The sequence below is a fragment of the Paenibacillus oralis genome (assembly GCF_003863965.1).
GTDB classification, from domain to species: Bacteria; Bacillota; Bacilli; order Paenibacillales; family Paenibacillaceae; genus Fontibacillus; species Fontibacillus oralis.
Genome location: NZ_RRCN01000001.1, coordinates 7,429,149 through 7,449,860 on the forward strand (window position 1 = coordinate 7,429,149; position 20,712 = coordinate 7,449,860).

13 protein-coding genes are annotated in these 20,712 nt (G+C 43.6%); 7 read left to right on the forward strand and 6 right to left on the reverse strand.

The genetic code is table 11. The features are described from left to right. Positions 1–124: 124 nt before the first annotated feature. Positions 125–814 carry a class I SAM-dependent methyltransferase gene (locus EHV15_RS32980; protein WP_128634988.1) on the reverse strand — a complete coding sequence of 230 codons (690 nt, stop codon included), beginning with the start codon at positions 812–814 and terminating at the stop codon, positions 125–127. 128 nt (positions 815–942) lie between these two features. Here EHV15_RS32980 and EHV15_RS32985 point away from each other — a divergent pair, with 128 nt between their 5' ends. The 6 genes from EHV15_RS32985 (at position 943) to EHV15_RS38480 (ending at position 11,836) form a co-directional block, all read left to right on the forward strand. Then, a complete protein-coding gene (locus tag EHV15_RS32985) occupies positions 943–1,425 on the forward strand; it encodes a hypothetical protein (protein ID WP_128634989.1) in 483 nt (160 codons plus the stop codon). A 396-nt stretch (positions 1,426–1,821) separates the two neighbouring features. After that, complete coding sequence (locus EHV15_RS32990) at positions 1,822–2,373, forward strand: hypothetical protein (protein ID WP_128634990.1); 552 nt, start codon at positions 1,822–1,824, stop codon at positions 2,371–2,373. Positions 2,374–2,914: 541 nt separating this feature from the next. Beyond that, a complete protein-coding gene (locus tag EHV15_RS32995) occupies positions 2,915–3,706 on the forward strand; it encodes a ParA family protein (protein ID WP_128634991.1) in 792 nt (263 codons plus the stop codon). Next, a complete protein-coding gene (locus EHV15_RS33000; protein WP_128634992.1) occupies positions 3,696–4,745 on the forward strand; it encodes a ParB N-terminal domain-containing protein in 1,050 nt (349 codons plus the stop codon). The genes EHV15_RS32995 and EHV15_RS33000 overlap by 11 nt, the downstream gene beginning before the upstream one ends. Beyond that, on the forward strand, positions 4,742–5,194 hold the full coding sequence (locus EHV15_RS33005; protein WP_128634993.1) for a DUF6075 family protein: 453 nt from the start codon (positions 4,742–4,744) through the stop codon (positions 5,192–5,194). The genes EHV15_RS33000 and EHV15_RS33005 overlap by 4 nt, the downstream gene beginning before the upstream one ends. Before the next feature lie 48 nt (positions 5,195–5,242). Beyond that, complete coding sequence (locus tag EHV15_RS38480) at positions 5,243–11,836, forward strand: SNF2-related protein (RefSeq protein WP_425464458.1); 6,594 nt, start codon at positions 5,243–5,245, stop codon at positions 11,834–11,836. Positions 11,837–11,873: 37 nt separating this feature from the next. Here EHV15_RS38480 and EHV15_RS33020 read toward each other — a convergent pair whose 3' ends face one another. Continuing rightward, positions 11,874–12,818: an Rpn family recombination-promoting nuclease/putative transposase gene (locus tag EHV15_RS33020; RefSeq protein ID WP_128634996.1), complete on the reverse strand. Its 945-nt coding sequence runs from the start codon at positions 12,816–12,818 to the stop codon at positions 11,874–11,876. An 80-nt stretch (positions 12,819–12,898) separates the two neighbouring features. On the opposite strand from EHV15_RS33020, the gene EHV15_RS33025 reads away from it, so the two are divergent. After that, positions 12,899–13,861, forward strand: coding sequence for a DUF3991 and toprim domain-containing protein (locus EHV15_RS33025; RefSeq protein WP_128634997.1), 963 nt, complete (start codon positions 12,899–12,901; stop codon positions 13,859–13,861). 125 nt (positions 13,862–13,986) lie between these two features. On the opposite strand, the gene EHV15_RS33030 is transcribed toward EHV15_RS33025, so the two are convergent. The 4 genes from EHV15_RS33030 to EHV15_RS33045 all read right to left on the reverse strand — a co-directional run bounded on the left by EHV15_RS33030 (position 13,987) and on the right by EHV15_RS33045 (position 20,314). Further along, the gene (locus EHV15_RS33030) at positions 13,987–14,949 is read right to left on the reverse strand and encodes a phospholipase D-like domain-containing protein (RefSeq protein ID WP_178076023.1); all 963 of its coding nucleotides are present in this window, start codon (positions 14,947–14,949) and stop codon (positions 13,987–13,989) included. 98 nt (positions 14,950–15,047) lie between these two features. Then, a complete protein-coding gene (locus EHV15_RS33035; protein WP_125081887.1) occupies positions 15,048–16,268 on the reverse strand; it encodes an IS256 family transposase in 1,221 nt (406 codons plus the stop codon). Between the two features lie 265 nt (positions 16,269–16,533). Further along, positions 16,534–18,402, reverse strand: coding sequence for a UvrD-helicase domain-containing protein (locus EHV15_RS33040; protein WP_128634999.1), 1,869 nt, complete (start codon positions 18,400–18,402; stop codon positions 16,534–16,536). A gap of 175 nt (positions 18,403–18,577) precedes the next feature. Beyond that, positions 18,578–20,314, reverse strand: a complete 1,737-nt coding sequence (locus EHV15_RS33045; protein ID WP_128635000.1) for an ATP-dependent nuclease — start codon at positions 20,312–20,314, stop codon at positions 18,578–18,580. Between the last annotated feature and the right edge of the window lie 398 nt (positions 20,315–20,712).

Consider the following 20,712-nt stretch of genomic DNA (forward strand, 5'->3'; position numbering starts at 1 on the left):
TCAAATGTTTCCGCAGGAAACATGCTTCGGAAGCATACGCTTGGCCCGGCTGAATTCAAGATTCGACGTCGATCCCGCTCCTTGAACCTACTTCGTCATGGGAAGACGACTCTTTGAACAACCTTTATAAAGGCGCCGTAAAACGGAACAGATAGGCCTCTTCATATTCATATTGGATGCGGTCCCGCACGCTTTGGAAGAACCGCTCATCCGCGGACAGCGGAATGTACGTTTTCGGCGTCAGCCGGGTAATGCCCGCTGCGAACCCTTCCGCGAGGAAAGCCCCGGCAATCTCGTCGAGCGAGTGCAGATTCATCGGAAGCTTGCCGCCATTGTCGATTTTCTCGCGCATGAAGGGCAGGCTCGGATTGTTGCTGTAATCGCTGTAGCTTGCGTAATATACGCCTCCGGGTTTGAGCGCCGCTTTGAGCTTTTGGGCATGCTCCCGCAGATCGGAGATCAGATAGATCACCGCGGTGCTCATGGCCAGATCAAAGCGCTGCCCCCATTGCTCCGGAGACGCCGTCGCTACATACGTGAGCGGCAAGTCCCCCTTCCGTTCATTGGCAACCCGGATCGACTCGATGCCCAAGTCGGTTCCGACCCCTTCCTTGAATGGGTGGCGGGCGTACAGAAACCGCAGGAAGCCACCCTGATTGCACCCAAAATCCAGAACGGAGAAATTCCCCAGCTCCTCCTTCTCCACTATGCGGTCCAGCACTTTCTCCCAAAAGGGAGCATGACTATCTTCCATTTGCTGTTCGCTTTCCGCCGGCGCATGCCACCACCGGTCATACAACGCTTCCTCTTTCATCTAGCCGACTCCTTTCAACTTTGTTATCTTATTTTTAATCGTAATTATTACGTTTAAGAATTCTACCAGCATATTTCCATTCTGTCAATTCATCGCGATAGTTCATCGTTTTAAAAGAAGGCGTCCACATGGAAAAAACGAAACAATTTGTCCGCACCGCGGGCATTAAGCGGATCATTGGCAATCACTCTGCCTTTTTCAAATTGAAGAAAATGAGTGTAGCAGGACAGAATAAACTCCGGAACATGCGTTACGACGAAATGAGTATTCCCAGTCGCCGCCAGCTGCTTCAGATTTGCCGCAACCTCCTTCATATACCGAAGATCGAGACCGCTCGTCGGCTTGTCAAACACATTAATATCCCGCTTGCTGGCAATGGCAACACGCTGCTTTTGTCCTCCAGAAAGGGATATCGGATGCCTCTTTCAAACCCCAGAGAACATCTGGCAAACGTTGGTTTCCCGGCTCCATTGTGTCCAACGACGGCGATGATCGCTCCTTCCGGAATACTCAAGCGATCAAAGTCAAGCGCCAGTTCCTGTGAATTCCTGCGACTGAAAAAGAACTTTTCCAAAGTCAGACTGCTTCAAGTCTTAAATACCGTAACATGATTTCCCATCAGGCTTTCAAACGATATCGGATACAATCCCATTTGATCAAGCTCGGAGGCGGACAACGCTTTCATCTCCTCGGCGCTGAAGATACGTTCGATGTGTCCATGTCACATCCATCAGCTCACGTAAAAAGTACAGCTTCCCCCATAGCCGAAGGAAATAATGGTTAACAAGACGGCAGCAGTCCAAAATATTTTCCCGGAGACGCGGAATCGTTATCTAATGGATAGGTCGATAATTATTGCCAGCTCCCCTCTTCTTTCTCGGCCGTTAATGAAATAGACCTAAAAAAGGGCCATCAGCGAAAAGTAAATAGTCAACGGGGAAACTGTCTCTATATCGGTTTCAGAAGCACAAGACGAGATCAAGCATATTCCCACGAAAGAAGAAAATATGCAGCTTCTGAAATATGAGGAAGACAAGCGCCGCAGTTCATGGGCGTCAAAGCCAAAAATCAGAAAGTATGACTATGTTTACAATGGCCGAATCAGCTTTTCGGTGTATGCCGCAAAAAACTTTCGCGATTGCAAATCATACGTCATCGAAGATCGCCTTGGCGATATCATGATTGCGTTTTACGAAGCTTCCGATATTCTCCGGCAAGAGCGCGAGGCCCGCGAGGAAGCTGAACGTAAACGCCAGGAAGAAGAGCGGCGAAAAGTGGAGCGAAGACAACGCTTTAATGCTGAAGTGGAGCAAACGCTCGCTTTGGAAAATCTTTCGGAGGACTACGATACCGCCTGCAAAATAAGGCGTTATATTGCCGCAGTGGAGGCATTCGGAAACCTCGATCCCAAGTCGATGAAGTGGGTGGAATGGGCGAAAGCCAAAGCGGACTGGTATGACCCAACGATCGCGAGAGAAGACGAATTTTTCGGAAAACGCGATCATGAAAAGAACTCGGATCAGAAGAAGCTGGAGCGTAACGGCTACAAATGGTGGTGAAGGGCAGGCAGAGCAAAGCAAGCGGACTATCTCTAGGTTCGCTTGCTTTGTTTTTTATCGAGATCGTTTTCCAAAAATTTGTGTTCTTCACCGAACTATACTTTTAGGTTGATCCCGAATATCTCTTCTAAACAGCTCGATGTCGTTCTGCTACTGCCAATCCATAATGTCCTGAACATTAAAAAAGCCTTAGGATTCCTGATCCCAAGAGCTTAATTTCATAGTTGGTACCGGCGAGAGGACTCGAACCTCCACGGTTTCCCACTCGATTTTGAGTCGCACATGCTATTCGGAAGATAGCAGAAGTTAAGTCAAAGAAGAGGAATATAAAACCCGCGAAAAGCCTTGTAAAATCAAGGTTTTTTGCGGGTTTTTGTGTTTTTTCCAGCACCCGTAGGGCTTCCCGGCGACAACCTGAAATGAAGCCATTTTTGGACGTTGGAGAGAACTTGGGAAGAACTCGGAAAGAACTACTGCAAAACCAGCCCGCTCCCTGCCATTGACAAATTAATGGAGCAAATGCTCCAGGGAGGGTTTTAATATGTCCAACACAACAGTAATTACCATTGCGAACCAAAAAGGCGGTACCGGGAAAACGACCACCGCCTACAATCTGGCCTACGCCTTATCTAATGAAGGAAAAAAAGTGCTACTCGTCGATTTCGACCCGCAAGGCAATCTGTCCATGTGCTTTGGTATCGAGCAGCCGGATCAACTCAAATACTCCATGTTCAATGTCATGAACGCGATTATGAGCGATGAACCGCTTCCGCCTGCTGAGAAGTACATCCACTCTCATGGCAACATAGACCTGATTCCGAGCAATATCGAATTGTCTGTTGCTGAAATCAACCTGAGAGATGAAATGGGCGGTGAAAAAACACTGGCCTCTCTGCTGGAACCGATGAAGTCCAACTATGACTACATCATCATCGACACCAATCCCTCGCTTGGCTTGCTGACGATCAATGCTCTTGCAGCCAGTGATAGCGTGCTGATTCCTGTTAACCCGCAACTATGGTCTGCGACAGGACTTACCCAGTTGCTCCGAATCATCGTAAAAGTCAAAAAACGGATCAACCCACGAATCAGTATTGAAGGCATCCTGATGACCATGTGCAATACCCGTACCAATTTATATAAGGAAGCTTTCCGTCTGGTCAAAGTCTATTACCGAGAAACCTTCCGTATCTTCGATGTACAAATTCCATTGTCCGTCAAAGTGGGAGAAGCGAATTTTTACAGCCAAAGCATTTTGGAGTTTGAACCCAAATCAAAGGTAGCAATAGCCTATCAAGAATTGGCTAAGGAGCTGATGCTTCATGGCAACTAAACGCCCTGTTCCCAAACTGTCCAGCATCGACGAGTTGTTATTGCTATCGGAGCAGACTCAAGCTCCCCTTGAGCAAACTGGCGGAATCCAGACTGTACCCATCAGCAAAATCAGAATGTATAAAGACCATCCGTTCCGCTTGTATGACGGTGAGCGATTGGCGGATATGGTGAGCAGCATCGAAAGCAACGGTATCCTTGTTCCGGTCATTCTGCGAAAAATCGAAGCAGATGAGAATGGCTGTGATCATGAAATGCTGGCTGGACATAACCGGATGAACGCAGCGCAATTGCTGGGGCTTGAACAACTTCCCGCTATTGTGAAGGAAAATCTCACCGATGAAGAAGCGCTCATGTATGTGGTCGAAACCAATGTGCTGCAGCGTTCCTTTTCGGATATGTTGCCCTCTGAAAAAGCTAAGGTTCTTGCACTGCGCTATTCGGAAATGTTCTCCCAAGGCAAACGAAACGATATTATTCATGAACTTAAAATGCTTGAAAACCCGCAGTATGACAAGGAAAATTCAACTTCTGCTCCAGTGGGTCAGAAGTTGAATAGCCGAGAAAAAGTAGCAAATGAGTATGGTCTTTCTCAAAATTCAGTTTCTCGCTTACTCCGTGTTGATAGGCTAATCCCTGAATTGAAACAACGAACAGATGATGCTGGATTATCCCTACGTTCTGCCGTACATCTCTCCTATCTTACAACGGATGAACAGAAATTAATTGATGCTTCTATATCAGAGCATGGCTACAAAGTGGATATGAAAAAATCTGAGCGTCTACAAGATTACGCTGGAAAGCTCACTTCAGAGCAGATAAACAAAATCTTGTCCGGCGAAGCCACACGCAAGCCGCGCAACAAAACGCCAGCACCCTTCAAGCTCAAACATAAGGTATATGCGAAATATTTTTCCTCAGCCCATAAAGCAGCCGAAGTCGAGGAGATCATCGACAAGGCATTGGAAATGTATTTCGCTACTCAGCAACGACAGCAAAACGAATCATCCCATGAAAAAAAAGGAGGACAACACCCATGAATCCGGTCTTTAAAGACATTGAGCATGAGCAATTCTATGAGGGCAACATTCGTATGACCCACAGCCAACATGATCCGTACCGTCAGGCTTTCTTCTATGTTGTTGGCCTTACGCCGCAAACCCGCCAGCATATCCGCGATCTCTACGATTATGAAGAACAAGCGATTCGCTTGGAGGCTCTGGAACAAGGCTGGCAAACCAGCACTTCCGTAAAAATGACTCGCCTCGCCTTTAACCTGTACAACGGCTATACCGGAGATGCTGAAACGGGCCGCGATCATCCCCGCCATTATAGTCCGTATCATCTATTCGACACCGGGCTGATGCCGTACTTCTTTGAAGCGATCAAGCTTCGTTATGCGGAATATGCCCGCTCCCTGGAGCTACCGTACTTTCAATTTTCAACAACAGAGACAGAAAACTATGCTTCATATGAACACGAAGCCTGAGACATATAGCGCCAGCCTGATTATTCTATTCGGAAAGGAGAGCCTGATATGAGCCGAATTCAACCCTTGCGCCAACTATACGCATCCACTATTAGCGACATCACATCAAGCGGAGACGCCTGGCAACAATATCTACACTTTGCTGCATCCATCTACAAATACTCATTTGACAACAGCCTACTCATTTATACCCAACGCCCGGATGCGACCATGCTGGCTCCCCTCCCACTATGGAATGAGTTAGGCCGTTATGTGAAAAGGGGCGAAAAGAGCATTGCCGTCTGTGATTTCCAGCAAGGCACTCCGACACTAAGTCATTTGTTCGATGTCAACCAAACGACAGGCAGACAAGTCCCTGTCCTCTGGAGCCTGGAACAGCTTGATACCGATGAACTGGCTGGGCGTCTGACTTCCTACGATACGCTAAACCTCGCTGAAGCCATTTCGCAGCTTGTGCATGACACTGTCCTTTCATCCTGGGAAGAGTGGCTGCAAGACATTGAGCATGACATTCACGATCATTTCCTAAGTAACATCCCCTTGCTTGGACTAGAGCAACATATGGGCGACTTAATTGAAGACAGTGTTCGCTATCTCATCCATCGCCGCTGTCAGTTGCCTGAACCGAATCACACCGACTTTTCAACGATCACCCATTTTGATACTTTACCGCTTGCCGCACGTTTGGGCTATCAGGTGAACACTCACGCCCGTAACTTACTTACGGACATTGCCCGTTACGTAAAAATTATGGAACAGGAAAGGAGCCTAGCTCATGAATCATCCCGACAAACCGAAGTTGATGTACCACGAAATGGACGGATTGCTGTATCCAAACCTGCAAATCTCGAGCGAAGCGACAACCGATCAGCAGCCCCTGGGCAAATTCGGTCGGCTGGCGCTGAACCATCTGAAGAATCATCACCCACAACGCTTTCAGATTCTTCAAATGGAAGGCAACCTGATGAAAAAAATGCTGCAGGTCGAACAGGAAGCCATAGAACGGATGGAGCAATTGACCGATCAACTGCTTCGCCTTCAGCCCATGCCACAGACGGACGACACATTGAAAAGAGCGCAGCACCTGAATCAGATCAAATCGACAGCAGAGGAACTGGTCATGAACGACATCATCCTGAAACCACGGTAACCGAAGCAAATCTCCCTTCTTCCCCATCATCCGAGCCGCCGATAAGCGGTTCTTTTTTTATGCCCAATGAAGGCCCAGTTCTTTCAGGAACGCGAACAGGAGAAGATATGCTGGCCTATCTGTTAATCAGCGGCAGAGGCGCTATGTCCGGTAAAGAGCGCATTTATCAATTTATAGTGGATCATCATCCCGTGAAAGCGCCTGATCTGATTGCTTTTCTAAAGCTGCTATATGGCATCGGCGGTGCCAGAGGAGATTTAGGTAGTGGATTGGTCGGCTACATGACAGATAGTAAAGGCGTTCAGCTTTCCTGGCAGGATGTTTCCGGATCACATGAAGAACAATTCAAATGGAAAAAAGTCAGCGATACGCTACTGCAACTGATCTCTCATGGACATTACGATGAACAATTTGCTCCTTTTCCGCCTGTAGAACCGGAATGGACGCTATTTGATTATGCCAACAAGCAAGCAGAGATTGAAGATGTTTTTGAGGAATCCGAAGACCAGAACGCTTTGCCCAAACATACTGATAAATTGAATCAAGATATGCCTTCTCAGTTAGCAGACGCCAAAATCATCGGGGAAAACGCCACTCTTTCCCCAGATTCTCAACCCAAACTCCCCGCTGCACTGAACTATCGCTTTCAAGCCGAACAATCGCCTTATGTATCCGGTGCAAAGAGCAAATATAAACGGAACGTGGAGGCCATTCGCCTGCTCAAGCAATTGGAATCAGAGCAGCGGCAAGCGACTGCGGAGGAACAACATATTTTAGCCGGTTATGTGGGCTGGGGTGGATTAGCGAATGCGTTTCATCCTAACGCGAATGGCTGGGAAACCGAATATGCCGAGTTAAAGCAGCTCCTGGATGAAGACGAATATGCGGCAGCCCGCAACTCCACCATTACTGCCTTCTATACAGAGCAGTCCTTGATTCAGACCATCCATGCAACATTGCAGCGTTTTGGCTTAACCTCTGGTGCTGGACGCCGCTTGTTAGAGCCTTCTATGGGCAGCGGAAACTTCTTTTCTGTTCTACCGCCGGAATGGGAGAATGCCGAGCTTCATGGCGTTGAACTGGATTCGTTGACGGGACGAATTTCACGACAGCTCTATCCCAAGGCGAACATCCACATCCAAGGGTTTGAGACCATTGACTGGCGCGAACAACGCTTTGACGCCATATTCTCCAACATTCCCTTTCATAACATTCGCATCCATGATCGCCGTTACAGCAGCAGCTATTACATTCATGACTACTTTTTCATCCGTTCTCTGGACTTGCTCAAACCTGGAGGGATTCTCACCTTTATCGTCAGCAAAGGCACCATGGACAAACAGGACTCCAGTGTGCGGCAGATCCTGGCACAGAAAGCGGAATTAATCGGGATGGTTCGCTTGCCGAATACTACCTTTCAATCGCTGGCCGGAGCTACAGTCACAACAGATATTGTATTTCTACAAAAATTGGAGTCCTCGCTCCCCCTCACTCAAGAAGACATGCCGGAATGGATTGAAATTGGTGAAACGGCTGACGGTGTGCCTGTCAATCGCTATTACCTGTCTCATCCTGAAATGCTGCTTGGACAAATGCAATGGGATCGTGGCATGTACGGTGCAGAGAAAACCAGCGCCTGTATTCCACACGAGGAACAGCCTCTGCTTCACTCCTTGGAGAAAGCGCTTGGTACATTGCAAGCTCGCTTTCCTGACTTGCCAGAGCAAGTTACACAAGAAAGCAACACCCGCTCCTCCCTCCTACTGGATGAGGAAGAGGAGCCAATTCGAAAAGCGCCGCCTGGCACAAAAAACTTTACGTTTATCGTCGAACAGGAACGCATTTATTACTGTGAAAACGGTATTCTTCTCCCTCAAGACATCAAAGGGAAAAAGGCAGAGCGCATCAAAGGCTTATGCGCCATTCGTGCAGCGCTACTGGATGTAATCGAAATCCAATCCCGTGAATACGGCTTTGAAGCAGATGAACTGAAGCAAGCCCAGTCCAGACTGAATCACATCTATGACCGGTTTGTTCATCCGTATGGAGCCATTAACGAACGGGCCAATACTTCTGCTTTTGCTGATGACGACCAACTACCGCTTTTGCGCTCCATTGAAGATCTTACAGAAGATAAAACCTGGACAAAAGCCACTATTTTCAGCCGTCCGACCATTAGGGTCAACACCTTGCCGGAACATACGGATGATCCACTGGAAGCCTTGCAAATCTGCCTGAACCACCGATTGCGCATCGACCTGCCGTATATCGCCCATCTTTGCGGCAAAACCACGGATGAAGTACGGGAGGCGCTTGGTGAACGCATTTTTCAAAATCCGCAACACTATACAGGAGGTGCAGATGAAGGCTGGGAGTTGGACGAAGAATACTTGTCCGGCAACGTCAAAGACAAGCTCGCCTATGCCACGCTCAAAGCACAGGAGTACCCGGATGTATTTCAGCGCAATGTTGCCGCGCTTACTCGCGTCCAACCTGCTCCGCTGCTGCCGGGAGACATCGACTTCCGTATCGGCAGCCCCTGGATTCCAGTTAAAGTATATCGGACCTTTATGTATGAAACGTTTGGCACAGCCCGAATCATGCAGGATTCGAAGACCATTGATGTAGACTATCTCGAATACACTAATACATGGCGCGTATCCGGCAAATCTTTGGAAAGAGGCTCGATTAAAGTTAACCAAACCTTCGGCACAGGGCGAGCCAACGCTTATGAGATTTTTGAAAGCACCCTCAATCTACAAAGCATTACCGTGCGCGATCCGGTCACGTATCTGGATGTGAACGGCAATGAGCAGATCAAGTATGTGGTCAATGCCAAGGAAACGATGGTTGCCCGCGCAAAGCAGCAACAGATGAAAGAAGCTTTTGCATCCTGGCTTTTTCGGGATAAGGAACGATCCGATACGCTACTCTCGATTTACAACGACAAATTCAATACGATTCGTCCCCGCACATATGACGGCGATCATCTGGTGTTTCAGGGTATGAATCAAGAAATGAGTCTACGCAAGCATCAACGGGATGTGGCAGCCCGCATTATTTACTCCGGCACAGCGCTTATGGCTCATGAAGTCGGAGCTGGTAAAACGGCGGCGATGATTGCTGCAGGCATGTATTTGAAGCGGATTGGCGCGGTTCACAAGCCTTTATACTGCGTTCCCAATCACTTGACTGAGCAGTGGGCTAACGAATTTTTGCGCTTTTTCCCCTCTGCCAATGTATTAGTAACCACGAAAAAGGATTTTACTTTGGCTAACCGTCAACGATTCGTTGCTAAAATTGCGATGGGTAACTACGATGCCGTCATTATCGGCCATTCGCAATTCGAGAAAATTCCCATCTCACGTGAACGGCAGGAGCAGATCCTGCAAGATGAAATCCGTAACGTCTCCCGCATGATTAACCAGATGAAAAAAGAAAAAGGCGACAACTGGAGCATCAAGCAAATGGTTGTGTTTGAAAACAACCTGAAATCCCGCTTGGAACGCCTGATAAATGAAAGTAAAAAAGACGACTTGCTCACTTTTGAACAGCTTGGCGTAGATATGTTATTCGTCGATGAAGCCCATGCCTACAAAAACTGCTTCACCTTTACCAAAATGCGCAATGTAGCGGGGATCGGTAAATCCAGCAGCCAACGGGCCACCGATATGCTGCTCAAATGCCAATACCTGCAGGAGATGAATCAAGGGCGCGGGGTCGTATTTGCTACCGGTACACCGATTAGCAACAGCATGTCCGAAATGTATGTCATGCAGCGGTTTCTCCAGCCTAACTTGCTGCAAAAGTTGGGACTGAACTTTTTCGATAATTGGGCGGCAACGTTTGGCGAGGTCGTTTCTTCCCTGGAGATTACACCCGAAGGCAGTGGCTACCGCATGAAATCCCGTTTTGCCAAATTTCATAATTTGCCTGAGCTGATGAGCATGTTTCGTCTCGTTGCCGATATTAAAACCGCTGATATGCTCAAGCTGCCGGTCCCACGGCTGGAGGGTGATAAAGCAAGCATCGTCGTCAGTGAGCGCTCTCACTATCAAGAGCAGATGATGGATGAGTTCGTTGAACGTGCCGAAAAAATTCGGAACAATGTGGTCGATGCCAAAGAGGACAACATGCTTAAACTGACCCACGAAGCTAAGCTCATGTCGATTGACCCGCGCTTGGTGCATGAGGATGCTCCCCTTGATCCGATGTCCAAGCTAAATCTCTGCATCAATAATGTATTTGATATTTGGCAGGAGACGCAGGCTGATCGGCTCACCCAAGTCATTTTCAGCGACAGCGGCACACCAAAACCAGGGCAGTTTAATGTTTATGATGAAATGAAATCCCAATTGGTTCTTCGCGGTATCCCGGAGCAGGAAATCGCCTTTATTCATGATGTAAATACGGACGCGGCACGAGAGGCTTTGTTCGAACAGGTGCGTCGCGGAGAAGTCCGCATCTTGCTAGGCTCCACACAAAAAATGGGAACCGGAACGAATATACAGACGAAGCTTATCGCTGCCCATCATATCGACTGTCCATGGCGACCTTCCGACATCATTCAACGGGATGGCCGCATTCTGCGGCAAGGCAATCAAAATGAAACGGTGCGAATTTTCCGCTACGTAACCAAAGGAACCTTCGACTCGTATTTGTGGCAAATTCAAGAGCAAAAGCTACGCTACATCTCGCAAGTTATGACGGGTAGAAGCATTTCCCGTTCATGTCAAGATGCCGATGAAACGGTATTATCTGCGGCTGAGGTGAAGGCTGTTGCTGTGGGCAACCCGATGCTCGCTGAAAAGATGGAAGTGGACAATGAAGTCATCCGCCTCAAGCTGCTCAAGACAAACTGGCATAACGAGCAAGTCATACTGGAGCGGCAGCTCAGTCAGCACTACCCGCAAGTGTTAGCTTCTTGTGTGGAAAAGTTGGAGCAATATCAGGCAGATTGGAAGCTCGCTGAACAGCACCAACTTCAGGAGTTTTCAATCACCTTGGATGGTATGGTTTATGCCGAGCGTCCCCAAGCTGGAGAAGTGCTGCTGCTCTTATCCAAAGTCACTGAGCTGGAGCATCAGACTGTAAAGGTAGGACAATTCAAAGGCTTCGATATTCTACTGTTCCGCTCCGGTTTTGAACATGTCCAACTCCATCTGCAAGGATCTGCGACCTATTCGGTCGAGCTTAGGGATTCAGCTTTAGGCAATATCAGCAGGCTGGAAAATGCTCTGGAGAAAATCCCTGCCAAGATTGAGGCGACCAAACAACAGCAGCAAGATACCCTCCACCAGATCGAGACTGCGAAAAGAGAAATCGGGAAGCCTTTTGAATTTGAAGATCGGCTGAGTCAATTTGTAGCGCGGCAGTCTGAGATTAACTCAGCGCTGGAGTTTAAGGAATTACAAGAGCAAGCAGTAATGGATGATCCGGAAGATGAGCAACAAAATGAGGGTTTGGTAGAACACAAAGGAATGCAGCACTAACCTATGAAAAAAGAAAACCGCTCCAGAGGAACGGAATTTAGTAGGCTTGCTTACGCCAATCTTCAATCGTTTGGACAGAAAATCCGGTGGCTTGAGCAATGGATGAATCATCCATTCCCATCCGTATTAACTGTTTGGCTACATCTTCTTTACCCTTCTGTTCACCTTTGTGTTGCCCTCTGCGTTCAATGTCATCCAAGATTTTTTCCAGCCCCATGAACGAAACATCTCCTTTCACGTTTTGGATAAACTGCTGCAAGCTTGGCTCATCCTCTGGCAACTTCTGTAATAGAATGTTGGCCATCCAAGCCACAAATTTCTGCTGACTATCTACTGGCATTTGCTGAATCGTACTCATCAGCTTGCCAAGCCGATTCAATAATTGCTCTTGGTCTTCGGTCTGGTCAAGCAAGAAAACGGAGCCTATCGTATTCGATAAAGACAATAGTTCCTCTTCCGTATATCGTGCAACATCTATAAGCAAATATTCAAAATTGAGCAGTTCCGAACCAAACAGGTTCTCGTTAGAGAGCAGCTTGCGGAACTCCAGCTCCGCTGACCACTTTTGTTTTCCATTATACAACACAATCGGAACAATCGGCGGCAATTGAAATGTTTTCCGGTTCAACAAAGCGTCCTCTTCATTTTGTAATAAAAAACGCCAAATCTCCACCTGATACAAGAGTAACCGATAAGGCATCCGAAAATCCACACTGGATTGCATCTCTAAAAGTAAATAGAACACAACATCTTGGCCGTTCAACTTCACACGGTAGACCAGATCCGCCTCTTGACGCTTAAAGTCCTGCAGCACGAAGGAATGAGGAATCTCCTGTACATGTTCCTCGTCTACCGCTTGTACCCAACCTTTATGGATGAACGAACGGAGTAGTTCAACAAACAACTTTTTACTGGAGAGCAAAAAACGGTAGGAGGTATCGTGCCGCTGATGTAACTTTTCTGGATTTACATCTGAAGACATCCCATCTGCTCCTTTCCAAAATTCCTATCTTTATTATACGATTTCCCACCTTCCTAAACAACGAATGGAGGGAACCATTCATGACACAACACACCCTATTTACCAAAGAGCAAATTAGATCTGCCAATCAGGTAAATCTGATCGAGTTTGCAAAATCACAGGGATATTTACTTGAGAACGGCGGTCGCCGCGCGTATCATGCCAAACAAAGCGGCGGTCTTTATTTCTTTAAAGACAGCAATAGGTACTTTCACTTTTCCAGTAATACACATGGCGGAACGATTGACTTTGCCATGAATTTTTGCAGGATGACCTTTAAAGAAGCTGTCGCTTATCTGCTGGAATTGGATCTGCCTCAAAAAGCCGTTGCATCTTCTACAAAAAAACGAGGGCAACTCATCCTTCCCGATAAAGGACCAAATTTCAGACGGGTTGCGTGGTATTTAACTCAAATGCGCGGAATAGCACCTGAAATCGTCTCATTACTCATGCATGAAAAGAAGCTGTACCAACAAGACAAAACGGGTAACTGCGTGTTCGTCGGATATGATCTGGAGGGAGTTGCACGGTATTGCTCTATGCGCGGCACTACACCCAACAAGCCATTCAAACAAGATCGGGAGGATTCAGACAAAAGTTATCCGTTTCATCTTTGCGGGTATCCTGACAGTAAACGGGTATATGTATGTGAAAGTCCTATTGATGCTATGAGTCGGGCTACGATTGAAAAACTGCGTGGTCAAGATTGGAAAGCCGGCCACTACATTTCGCTCGGATGTCTATCCGATCAGGCACTTGAGAGATTTCTAGAATACAATCCAATAAAAGAGATTGTGTTCTGCCTGGATAACGATGCAAATGCTACTTATAGCAACGGCAGCCCCGCTCCCAATTGGGGGCAAAAGGCTGCTTTAAAATTTTCGGCGAAATATGCTGACTTAGGCTATACTGTCATAATTGAAACGCCTGAAGGTAAAGATGTGAATGAAGATTTGCTTTCACTAAGCATACCAGTAGAGCATACGCATGAGTTTGACAGATAAAGAATTTCACGTTAAATCATAGCGTCACCGGCTTAACCAGTGGCTACTTTTAGTTTTAAATGAACCACATGCACATAAAGCAAGTTACTTAAAGATTACCGGATTTTAAGAGATATCGGACCTAATCAAGTATTGTTGATTAACGGATTTACTGAGTGCTTAGCAATATCCTTAATAATGCCATCCATTTTTTTTAACCCTTCAAGTATTTCCTCAAAATCACTTTTCACTGAATAGAGATCACTTTCTATTTCATTACAAATATTTACTAACGAATCATTTGCTTCATCAGAAGAAATTTCCATATAATGTTCAAGTTTTTCGCCATCATCCGCCATTGAATTGTATTCATCCTGAAATATTTCCAATGTTTTTTCATTCACATCAAAAGCAATATACTCATAAATGGGGCCATCTATAGCTAGAAATTCAACAATATTATTGATGGGCATATTCTCAAATATTTCAAGTAATTGCTCCAAATTATCATTTAATTCATCTCCAAGAGGTTCTATGTTCTCAACAAGTCCCTGAATATCACTAAGTTCCTGAAAACTATAAAGCAATTCATATAAATCATTCTCATTAAAAGTTGTTTCTTCATTAATAAATACGGCCTCTCCATCTTTCCGAATTCTAAACAGTGAATCAATGAAATGTTCGTAATGAGTCATTAATCTTGCAAGTATACTAATAATGAATAATCTTAATTGGTTGTAATCATCGTTAAAGTAAGGTATAGATTCATCCCGCAACTTATCAAACCACACGTACAGTTCTTTTATGAATTGCTTATCTTCTATAATGACTCCAGCTTCATAATTTTTTTTACTCTCAACTGAAAAGTTCTCTGAACCAATATAAACTTTATTTTCTGTACCTATAATTTTGGAGTGATTGTGGAAATTAAAGTACGGGGTAATCGGACCATCGAATGTTTCTGGGTTAAGCTTAGTAAGGTACGAGTTTATATTTTTACTTGCATTGCTCCTCCATGCATCACCATTTGAATTTTTTTGATACGTTCCTACTCGTGACGGAATATTAGTAATAAATTGAACATCACAATCTTTATCAACATCTTTCAAAAGTTGCAGAAGAGGATCGTTGTTCTTCGATGAGGGTCTGTCAAGAATTTTGTGTAAACGAATGTAGAGGGTGATGCTTAGAGGGGGACTCCGCCCCCCTACCTCAAGTGCTGACCCACGCGATCAGGGAAGAAAACCGAAAACTGTAGCAGCATTTGTCCCCAGTTCTGAACACGGCCCGTCCATTTCCGTACAACGTCCATTGTGGATAAATACAGCATTTTAAGGAGAGCCTCGTCGCTCGGAAAGATGCTTTTGCCTTTCGTCACTTTGCGCAGTTGACGGTGATAACTCTCGATCATGTTCGTGGTGTAGATCAACTTGCGAATTTCCGGCGGGTACTTGAAGAATGTAGCGAGCTCGCTCCAGTTGTTGCGCCAAGAACGGACGATCAGTGGATACTTTTTGCCCCACTCCTCCTCAAAGCGATCTAGCTCCACAAGCGCCGCTTCTTCGGTTGCTGCTTTGTAGATCGGCTTCAGATCGGCCGTCACCTTCTTCAAGTCCTTGTAGGACACGTAGCGCGTTGAATTACGGATTTGATGGATGATGCACTTCTGAATCTCTGTAGCGGGATAACAAGCGCTTATCGCTTGCGAGAAACCGGTTAGATTATCGACACACGTAATGAGAATGTCTTGTACGCCGCGGTTTTTTAACTCGTTCAAGACATTGAGCCAGAACTTGGCCGACTCGTTTTCGCCAATCCACATGCCTAGGACGTCTTTATTCCCGTCCAGATCGATGCCGATGACCATGTAAGCCGCCTTGTTGACAATAGCTCCGTCTTGCTTCACTTTGAAATGAATGGCGTCGAGAAAAACAACGGCATATACGCTCTGTAGCGGCCGATTTTGCCATTCCTTAACCATAGGGATAACCTTGTTCGTCACGTTCGAGATCAGTGTCGGGGAGACTTCGATGCCATACAACTGCTGTAGATGATCTTGAATTTCACGCGTGCTGACGCCCTTCGCGTAAAGCGCAATGATCTGTTCCTCAATGCCTGTGACATTGGACTGATGCTTCTTCACCACAAGCGGTTCAAACTCGCCCAAGCGATCACGGGGTACGATTATTTCTTGCTCACCATACTCACTGACGACAGTTTTCTTGCTTTTGCCATTACGGCTGTTTGACGTCGCTTTCGCCGTGATGTCGTGCTTGGCATAGCCCAGATGTGTTTCCATCTCCGCTTCGAGCATCTCCTGGATTGTTTCTGCAAACAGGTTCTTTAATGCGTTTTGAGCATCCTGTGCCGTTACCAGATTATTCTCTTTAATGAAGTCGCGCAACTGTTGTTTCGTCCAAAGTCCCATGTATTCTCCCAACCTTTCTATTAGTTCCATTTTAATAGGTTTTGGAGTTTACACAAACTATTTTACAGACTCTTCGATGAGATATTATAAGTAACTATTCTTACTTTTTTTGCATTTTTAAAATCTTTTAAAACTTCCTCATATCCATATTCATCTTTAGAAGATACTAATGTCCCACTTTGAAAGTTTAATTTAAACAATTCTTAACACTCCTCTTTGCAAATTACAATTGAAACCCTCTTCTCAATAAATTTAAAAAACTCCCTCAGACCTCATAAATGTCCCATCCAACATTATGTAGGTCTTCTAAGTGTGATTTACTATCTTTATGAGTTGCAACACATAATAGGTGGGTAGGCCTTGTCATTCCAACGTATGCCATCTTCAAACTTTTTTTTGTTGTTTCCAACCTAGGAGTGACATGTTTACCTTTCATATATTCAAGAATAGACTGTACATCAAATTTCTTATTATAATAAGTTTCTAGATATAACGTCGCCGTATGTGTTTCTCCTTTCACACTATGAACTGTTGAAATATCTATGGAGATACGACTATTATTTTTCTCGTGCGTAAATGAATTTGACTGTAAATCTACTAATATCTCACTATCCGAATTGTTGTTTAAAAATGAAAGCAACTCTTTGTTAGGAATAAAACCTAGTTGAGAACACAAATCAACGGTTATATAATTTTTAATGGATTGGAGAATATCCTCTCCTTGATAAAGCTTCAAGCACCACTGAATCATCTGTAATCTAAACTCTTCGTAAAATCCTTTATGCTGGGTCTTTAAATATTCACTAAATGAAGATTCTGTATACGGAAGACCGTTTGGACGTTTAACCCCTAGCAATCGAAGACTTTTTAGTAATGCTCCTAAAAGTAATTCACTCTTGGATTTTAAAGAACTCTCTTTTGTCCCCGTGTTCGCCATTTTTAGATAACTACTCAAACCATCGAAATCATGCCTCTTGTTCAATCCAAATTTACTGTAAGGTTCGTAATAATCACAAATTGATCTTGGTTTGCTGGGATCACCAACCCATCCAACCGCTTTAAAAATAGTTTTCGTTAGTAGATGTAGATTACTCTCTATAATAAGGTCTCCAAATTTCGGTAATACTTTCGAGATTGAAGAATCATCAAATACAATTATCTTAGGTCGAATATTTACGATTTTAGCATTTCCCGTTAAATTCTGGGGAGACAAACAAATAGTCTTTACTCTATCTGCTATGTTAGTAGAAAATCTTTTGCTCGTTGATATCGACAGATAGTTCTCAGTAATTTTCCACCCACTTTTTGAGGATGAATCAAAAATGGATTGATTACTATCCCCAATCCTCTGAATGACTACTTTTTTTTGATCAAAAATGCGTTCTAATAAATCATTTTGAATATAATCAGTATCTTGCATTTCATCCACAAAAACATATGCAAATCGCTCTGAAATCGCTTTTGCTAACTGGGGATACTTTCGTAAATACTCAAATGCTAATGAGTATGCATCTTCATAACATAGGACCCCTTCTTCCAAAATTCCTTCTTTAAATTTTTTTATTTTTTGATAACTTGGTGCTGTTGGATTCATAAGAATGGGGCCATCGATTTTTTTTGTAATACAAAAATCACTAAGACTAAATCGAAGATCTGCTAAAGAAATTCGTTTTCTATCAAGCCAATTTTTCGCACCATAATCCAATTTCCCTGATCGCCTTTGGACAAATTCGTAATATATCTCATCATCAATTCTCGCGATCCTTTTTCCATATCTATCAATATAGGCAGGTATAGCTAAAAACTTATTCACGAATGATTGAATTGTGCCAAAATGGTTTGGGTATTGGAATAAGATATCCGCTTTACCTTCCAGTTTATTTCTAATTTCATCAACTGCTACATTGGTATGTGTTAATACACATATTCCCTTACTTGATTTCAAAGGAAGTTGACGACTTATTATAGCTAATTTAGCCAAAAGAGTTGTCGTTTTTCCACTTCCAGGACAAGCCTGCACGTCTTTAGACTCCATGCAATAAATAACTTCTCTTCTCTCTTTATCGAAAATTTCCCCTTCTGGTAGCAGTAATCTTTCTGCATTCTTAATATCTTCATCATTTACAATAAACATTACCTTTCACCTTCTAGATGATTAGTGGCATAAATGATAGCTTCGACAATATACTTGAGATTTGGGTTCTCTAAAATCTTTGCTTTAAATGCTTTTTTTTCTTTAGGCTGACTAAGGATTTCAGCCAGACACTGGGCAGTGATTGCTTTTGACACAGTATCATTATTTTTTAACATCACATTTTTGTATATTTCATACGAAATCCTCTCTTTAGAAAATCCACTATCTGTAATTCTTTCAAAACTAATTCGACCTCATTGTCACACTGTGCCTTCTTTTCTTCAGTCAAACCATACTTGTCACTATTCTGGATTTTTTTTGCGTATAATACTGCCTTGTAAAATTCTCCCGTTAAATTGCCACCAGCTATTAAGTCATACTCCAGTGTCCAGAAAGGAGAGACAAACGCACTTACAGTCTGACCATTGTAAAGATTGATTTTTCTTTGTCTCGACGGCTCAACTTGATCTATATTTATGACCTCATTCTCATTAGATGAAAATACAGGTTCAATATCGTTATCAGTAATAATTGAAACAGGAATATTCATTTTCCCAAATGTCTCATTTTTTCGTTGAAAAATTCTACTATAACGTAAAAAGGCTGTACTACCTACGTTTACAATAGTCGTCCCATATTTTGATAATGGTCTATCAATAAGCTCCGCAATAGTTGGTACAAGAAGATGTTCAGCATCACCTTCAACCAAAATAACCCCTTTAGCAAAAAATAAATTAGCTTTTGTGGAATCTAAAAATCTTTCAAGAAACGAATAGTCTCCTATTTCTAGTTTTGTGCTTTCCGAGTCCATCAAAAAACATTTACCATTATTGCATAGTATTAGATTTCTTAATGGTACTTTAGAAGCTAAAACAGTACTATGTGTAGTCAGAATTAATTGGACACCTAAATCAGAGGACTCTTTTTGCAAAAAATCAATTAGTCTTAGTTGTGCTTGCGGGTGAATATGCGCTTCAATTTCCTCAACAAGTGCAATTTTTAATCCAGTATAATATTCACGATTAAGCAACAACAATTCTACGGCGATGAAAAGTAAATTTTGTGAGCCGAGTCCTGATTTATTAATTGATAATTCTAAACTAAGTTTCTCTAAAATAGTTCGCAACTTCATATCAGATATGGAAAAAACTGAGTTCAACGGCAAATCAGTTGCGGAAAACTCTTTTAAGTATGTATTGATTTTATCGAGCAAAAGTTTTCCATTTTGATCCTCAAAAACTTCCTTATCATCTTTACCTTTAAAATAATTAAGAATCATTTCGTTAGCTTGTAACATCACCTTTTTTAGATGATGATGCTCTTTGTCTTCAAAAGCCTGATGGCTATCCAATATCTGAGAGAGTCGAGAGTTTTTCCTCGGAGCCATCTCATAGTCAGCATCTCTTAATGGCTTTAGATATGTTGATTTTAATAAAGCCCTGGCTTCACTGTTCATCAGACTACCGTCCTCATCAGTTCCACCTTTGACATCATAATATACTCTTCTCCCCTTGCGCCGACCTTTTAAAGTAACTTTCAAAAAATAATTCTTTTCTGTATCAACACTTTCAAAACTCAGCCACTCAAGAAAATTCTTGGCTTCTTCTGGTTTAAGCCCCCTGAATATGCATTGAATTTCTAAGGAATCTGTCCTTTTTTCTTCCATTGTTTCACCAAATGGCATATGAAAATCTTCATATTCTAATTTAATGAAATCGTTACTCTGAGTTGTTAAAACAAGTTTCAGAGCATCAATAATTGCTGTTTTACCTGAATCATTCTCTCCTACAATTATGTTTAGATCAGAATTAAACTTTACTGACAATCCTGGCCCAGTCTTACCAGATTCGGTCTGAGTCACACTAGAACCATACTTTCTAAAGTTCCAAATACTCAATTCTGATAAATACATTTTTAAAGTTCTCCTTATGGTTTAAGTCGCTTTGCTTTTAATTAGTGATATAGTTCGACAGAACTATATAAATTCCCTTCTAAATCTTCCCAAAAACGTATCATAAGTCTGAATTATATCCCCCTTGCCAGGTATAGATTAAAGATGTTGTAGCCAGTACTAATAATTATTCTCTTTTGTTTCTCATTTCTAGTTCCTTTGCCTTCCAGCTCTTTTAAGAAGCCTCCTCTTAGAGAGTAGCGTAAATGCAGTAAGACATAATTATTATCAAAAGTCGAGGATAATCCAATATCCGAAGAAATGGGTCATGATGCCTAGTATCTAATAAAATAATCTGTATAATTAAGGAAGAAGGGCCATGTTTCCTAATCTATCATTTTACAATTATCATGAACGGA